The organism is Phenylobacterium sp. (genome assembly GCF_024508875.1).
GTDB lineage: Bacteria > Pseudomonadota > Alphaproteobacteria > Caulobacterales > Caulobacteraceae > Phenylobacterium.
Genome location: NZ_JANINU010000194.1, coordinates 1 through 4,459, shown reverse-complemented (window position 1 = coordinate 4,459; position 4,459 = coordinate 1). Strand labels below are relative to the sequence as shown.

Here is a 4,459-nt window from a genome sequence, read left to right as displayed (position 1 = left end):
TCTTGGGCGTCAGGTCGACCAGCATCAGGTGGCTGTCGGTGCCGTTGGAGACGATCTTGAAGCCCACGCTCTGCAGGCTGTCGGCCAGCGCGCGCGCGTTCTCGATCACCTGCTTCGCATAGGTCTTGAACTCGGGCCGCAGGGCCTCGCCGAAGGCCACGGCCTTCGCGGCGATCACATGCATCAGCGGACCGCCCTGCAGGCCGGGGAAGACGGCGCTGTTGATCTTGGTCGCCAGCTTCTTGTCGTTGGTCAGGATCAGGCCGCCGCGCGGGCCGCGCAGGGTCTTGTGCGTGGTCGTCGTGACGATGTGGGCGTGCGGGAACGGATTGGGATATTCGCCCGCCACGATCAGCCCGGCGTAGTGCGCCACGTCGCACATCAGGATCGCGCTCACCTCGTCGGCGATCTCGCGGAACTTCTTGAAGTCGATTTGGCGCGAGTAGGCCGACCCGCCGGCGATGATCACCTTCGGGTTGTTGGCCTTGGCGACCTCATAGGCCTCGTCGTAGTCGATCAGGTGGTCCTGGGCGCGGACGCCGTAGGCCACGGGGCTGAACCACTTGCCAGACTGGTTGACGCTCTTGCCGTGCGTCAGGTGGCCGCCGTGGTCCAGGTTCATGCCCATGAACGTGTCGCCCGGCGTCATGGTGACCATGAACACCGCCTGGTTCGCCTGGCTGCCCGAATGCGGCTGGACGTTGGCGTACTCGCAGCCGAACAGTTGCTTGGCGCGCTCGATGGCCAGGGTCTCGACCTCGTCGACCACCTCGCAGCCACCGTAGTAGCGCTTGCCGGGATAGCCCTCGGCGTACTTGTTGGTGAGCACCGAGCCCTGGGCGTCCAGCACCGCCTGGGAGACGATGTTCTCCGAGGCGATCAGCTCGATCTGGTCCTGCTGGCGCTTGAGCTCGCCGTCCAGGATGGCGGCGACGGCGGGGTCCGCCTGGCCGACGCCGGCCTTGAAGAAGTCTTCGGTGGAGGGCTGGGCTTGCACGTGCAGGTTCAAGGGCGGTGGCCTTTCGCTGGGGCGACGACGAGGCAGACGAGTCTGGCGGCGAAGGCGCCTCCTTTACTCCCGATCGCCCGCCCCTCCAACCGCAGCCTCGTTCAGTAATTCTGGGAACCGTTCGCACCTTCCAGGCGTTCACCGGCAAAGGCCGGCACGTGCTTTGCCGCGTTCACGGCCGTTCCCATGTGTCGAGATGAGGTGGTCATGAGCGTAGGACCCGATTCCGAGGGACCCTCGGGCGAAGAACTGATGCGCCTGGGCGCGGGAATCGTCGCCGCCTACGTGAGCCGCAACGCGGTCACCGCGGACGCCGTGCCGGACATCATCCGGACCGTCCACCAGGCCCTCACCCAGCTCGCTGGCGCGCCGCCGCCTGCCCAGCCCGAGGAGCGGCCGAAGCCTGCGGTCCCCATCGGCCGATCGGTGCAACACGACTACATCGTCTGCCTCGAGGACGGTAAGAAGCTCAAGATGCTCAAGCGCTACCTGCGCTCGCGCTACAACATGAGCCCCGAGGATTATCGCCGCCGCTGGGGACTGGCCCCCGACTACCCGATGGTGGCGCCGGCCTATGCGGCGCGGCGCTCGGATTTCGCCAAGAAGATCGGCCTTGGCCGCGGGGTGCGCCGGCGCAAGTAGCGCCTGTGGAAAGCGCCCCCGCGCAGGCAGGGGCGCTCCAGAACCGGCTCCAGTTGTCGGGCTGGTGGGAAGAACCGATCCGCGTGCGAGTAGGCCATGATTTGCACACGCGCACGTTGCGCCACGCCGCCGCAGCGCGCTTTGTCGCATGCCCAACGGAAAAGGCCCCCGGATCGCTCCGGGGGCCCCGAATGTCCGTCTCGACGCGGATCAGGCGGCGACGCCGCCCACCCGCTTCACGTTGCAGTGGATCCAGAGCTTCTCGAGCGTCTCGACCAGCTCATCCATCATCTTGTCGTCATGGGCCGGCGACGGCGTGAACCGCAGACGCTCGGTGCCGCGCGGCACGGTGGGATAGTTGATGGGCTGAACGTAGACGCCGTGCTCTTCGAGCAGGATGTCCGAGATCATCTTGCAGTGGATGGGGTCGCCCACCATCAGCGGCACGATGTGGCTGACCGACGGCATGACCGGCAGGCCAGCCTTGCGGAACTTGGCCTTCAGGGCCGCCGCACGCTCCTGGTGGGCGATGCGCACTTCGTTGTGGGTCTTGAGATAGCGGATCGACGCCACCGCGCCCGCGGCCAGCGCCGGCGGCAGCGAGGTGGTGAAGATGAAGCCGTCGGCCCAGCTTCGGATCGCGTCGCAGATCACCTCGTCGGCGGCGATGTAACCGCCCATGACGCCGAACGCCTTGCCCAGCGTGCCCTCGATGATGTCGATCTCGGCCATGACGCCGTCACGCTCGGCGACGCCCGCGCCGCGGGGGCCGTACATGCCGACCGCGTGCACCTCGTCGAGGTAGGTCATGGCGCCGTACTTCTTGGCCAGCGCCACGGTGCCGGCCATGTCGGCGATGTCGCCGTCCATGGAATAGACACTCTCGAAGGCGATCACCTTCGGCGCGTCAGGATCGGCCTCGATCAGGAGCTGTTCGAGGTGCTCCAGGTCATTGTGGCGGAACACGCGGCGCTGCTCGCGCTTGCCGGCCCGGATGCCGCTGATCATCGAATTGTGGTTCAGCTCGTCCGAGAAGATGATCAGCCCGGGAAGGATCTTGTAGAGCGTCGACAGCGAAGCTTCGTTCGAGACGTAGCCCGACGTGAACAGCAGCGCCGATTCCTTGCCGTGCAGGTCGGCCAGTTCGTGCTCCAGCTCCACGTGATAGTGGGTCGTGCCCGAGATGTTGCGGGTGCCGCCCGAGCCGGCGCCGGCCTCTTCGATGGCCTGGTGCATGGCGTCGAGGACGACGGGGTTCTGGCCCTGGCCGAGATAGTCGTTCGAGCACCAGACGGTGACGTCCTGGGTGGAGCCATCGGGCCGGGTCCAGGTGGCGTGGGGAAACTGCCCGCGGTGGCGCTTCAGATCGGCGAAGACGCGGTAGCGCCCCTCGGACCGAACCCGCTCCAGAGAATTGCGGAAGGCTTCCCTGTAATCCATCGACTTGTTCCCGGTAGCGCGTCTTGTCTGGCGCGCCCTGCCCGGCCCCTTTGAGATGCCCGACCTTTTGGCGCCGACGCCGTCACTTGTCCACAAGACCGCGGGTCGCAGGACCCGAAGTTTCGTGGACATCCGCATAGAATTCGCGGACCGCGTGATCCTTGATGTTTGTCAACCGGGCTGGACGCTGCGGCCGCGCAGCATCTCGAGAATCGCCGAGAAATCCTTGCCGCCGCCGCCCAGCCGGTCGAACAGGGCATAGAGGCCCTCGGCCGAGGCGCCCAACGGTGTCGCAGCGCCCGCCTTCGCGGCGGCCTCCTGGGCCAGCTTCAGGTCCTTGAGCATCATGGCCGTGGCGAAACCGCCCTCGTAGCCGCGATTCGACGGCGCGGTCGGCACCGGGCCGGGCCAGGGACAGTAGCTCGTGAGACTCCAGCACTGACCCGACGACTGCGACGAGATCTCGTGGAACTTGGCCGGATCCAGCCCAAGCTTCTCGGCCAGCGCCAGGGCCTCGCACACCCCGATCATCGAGATGCCCAGGACCATGTTGTTGCAGATCTTGGCCGCCTGGCCCGCGCCATGGTCGCCGGCGCGGAAGGTGACGCGGGACATCGGTTTGATCGCATCCTCGACCGCCGGGAAATCGGCCTCGTCGCAGCCGACCATGAACGCCAGCGTGCCCGCCTCCGCCGCCGCCGTGCCGCCCGACACCGGGGCGTCGGCGAACCGGAAGCCCCCGGCGTTGGCCTGCGCGGCCACGGCGCGGGCGCTCTCCACGTCGATGGTCGAGCAGTCGATCAGCAGCGCGGAGGTCGGCGCGTTCGGCAGGATCTGCTCGGCGTAGACCTGGCGCACGTGCGGGCCGGCCGGCAGCATGGTGATCACCGCGTCCGCGGACTGGACCGCCTCGGCGACCGAGGCCGCCTTCCCGCAGCCGGCGGCGGCCGCCTTGTCCAGCGCCGCCGGCGACAGGTCGAAGGCCATGACCTCGCGCCCCGCCTTCGCCTGGTTGGCGGCCATCCCGCCGCCCATGTTGCCCAGGCCGATGAACGCGATGCGGGTCATGGATGCCTCTTCGAAGTCGCTACTTGGGTTTGCGGAACTTGTAGATGAACTGGTCGGTATGCCCGCGGATGGACGGGTCGAACACCGTCTTGCTGTGGTCGTCGGCCGGATTGCGCAGGAGGGTGCTCTCGCCCTCGAACTTGAAGCCCGAGCTCTCGAGCTGCTTGCGCACGGCGGCCGGGTCGATCCGGTGCAGCTTGTCGTCGGGGTCGATCGGCGTGCCGGCTGCGGCCGCGTGGTCGAGGACGATGAAGACGCCGCCCGGCTTGATGGCGTCGTAGATCAGCTTGTCGACCTTGG

At 67.4% G+C, this 4,459-nt stretch carries 4 protein-coding genes and 1 pseudogene; 1 reads left to right on the top strand and 4 read right to left on the bottom strand.

The annotated features are described in order from the left end of the window. Positions 1-1,003, bottom strand: a 1,003-nt coding sequence (gene glyA, locus Q0L11_RS14660; protein WP_296598188.1) for a serine hydroxymethyltransferase, incomplete at its 3' end; no start/stop codon positions are given. Between the two features lie 213 nt (positions 1,004-1,216). Between glyA and Q0L11_RS14655 the strand changes: the two genes are divergently transcribed. Beyond that, entirely contained in the window at positions 1,217-1,651 is a 435-nt protein-coding gene (locus tag Q0L11_RS14655; RefSeq protein ID WP_296598186.1) for a MucR family transcriptional regulator, read from the top strand. Positions 1,652-1,861: 210 nt separating this feature from the next. On the opposite strand, the gene hemA is transcribed toward Q0L11_RS14655, so the two are convergent. The 3 genes and pseudogenes from hemA to Q0L11_RS14640 form a co-directional block, all read right to left on the bottom strand. Continuing rightward, a complete protein-coding gene (gene hemA / locus Q0L11_RS14650; protein ID WP_296598185.1) occupies positions 1,862-3,091 on the bottom strand; it encodes a 5-aminolevulinate synthase in 1,230 nt (409 codons plus the stop codon). A 171-nt stretch (positions 3,092-3,262) separates the two neighbouring features. After that, positions 3,263-4,219, bottom strand: coding sequence for a 3-hydroxyisobutyrate dehydrogenase (mmsB, locus tag Q0L11_RS14645; protein WP_296598187.1), 957 nt, complete (start codon positions 4,217-4,219; stop codon positions 3,263-3,265). Next, positions 4,179-4,459: pseudogene (locus tag Q0L11_RS14640) on the bottom strand (methyltransferase); the annotation flags it as partial. The pseudogene Q0L11_RS14640 and the gene mmsB, both read right to left, overlap by 41 nt.

Bases quoted from the DNA above. Each gene is read 5' to 3' on its own strand.
- Q0L11_RS14655 (WP_296598186.1), top strand. From the start codon at position 1,217: ATGAGCGTAGGACCCGATTCCGAGGGACCCTCGGGCGAAGAACTGATG.
- hemA (WP_296598185.1), bottom strand. From the start codon at position 3,091: ATGGATTACAGGGAAGCCTTCCGCAATTCTCTGGAGCGGGTTCGGTCC.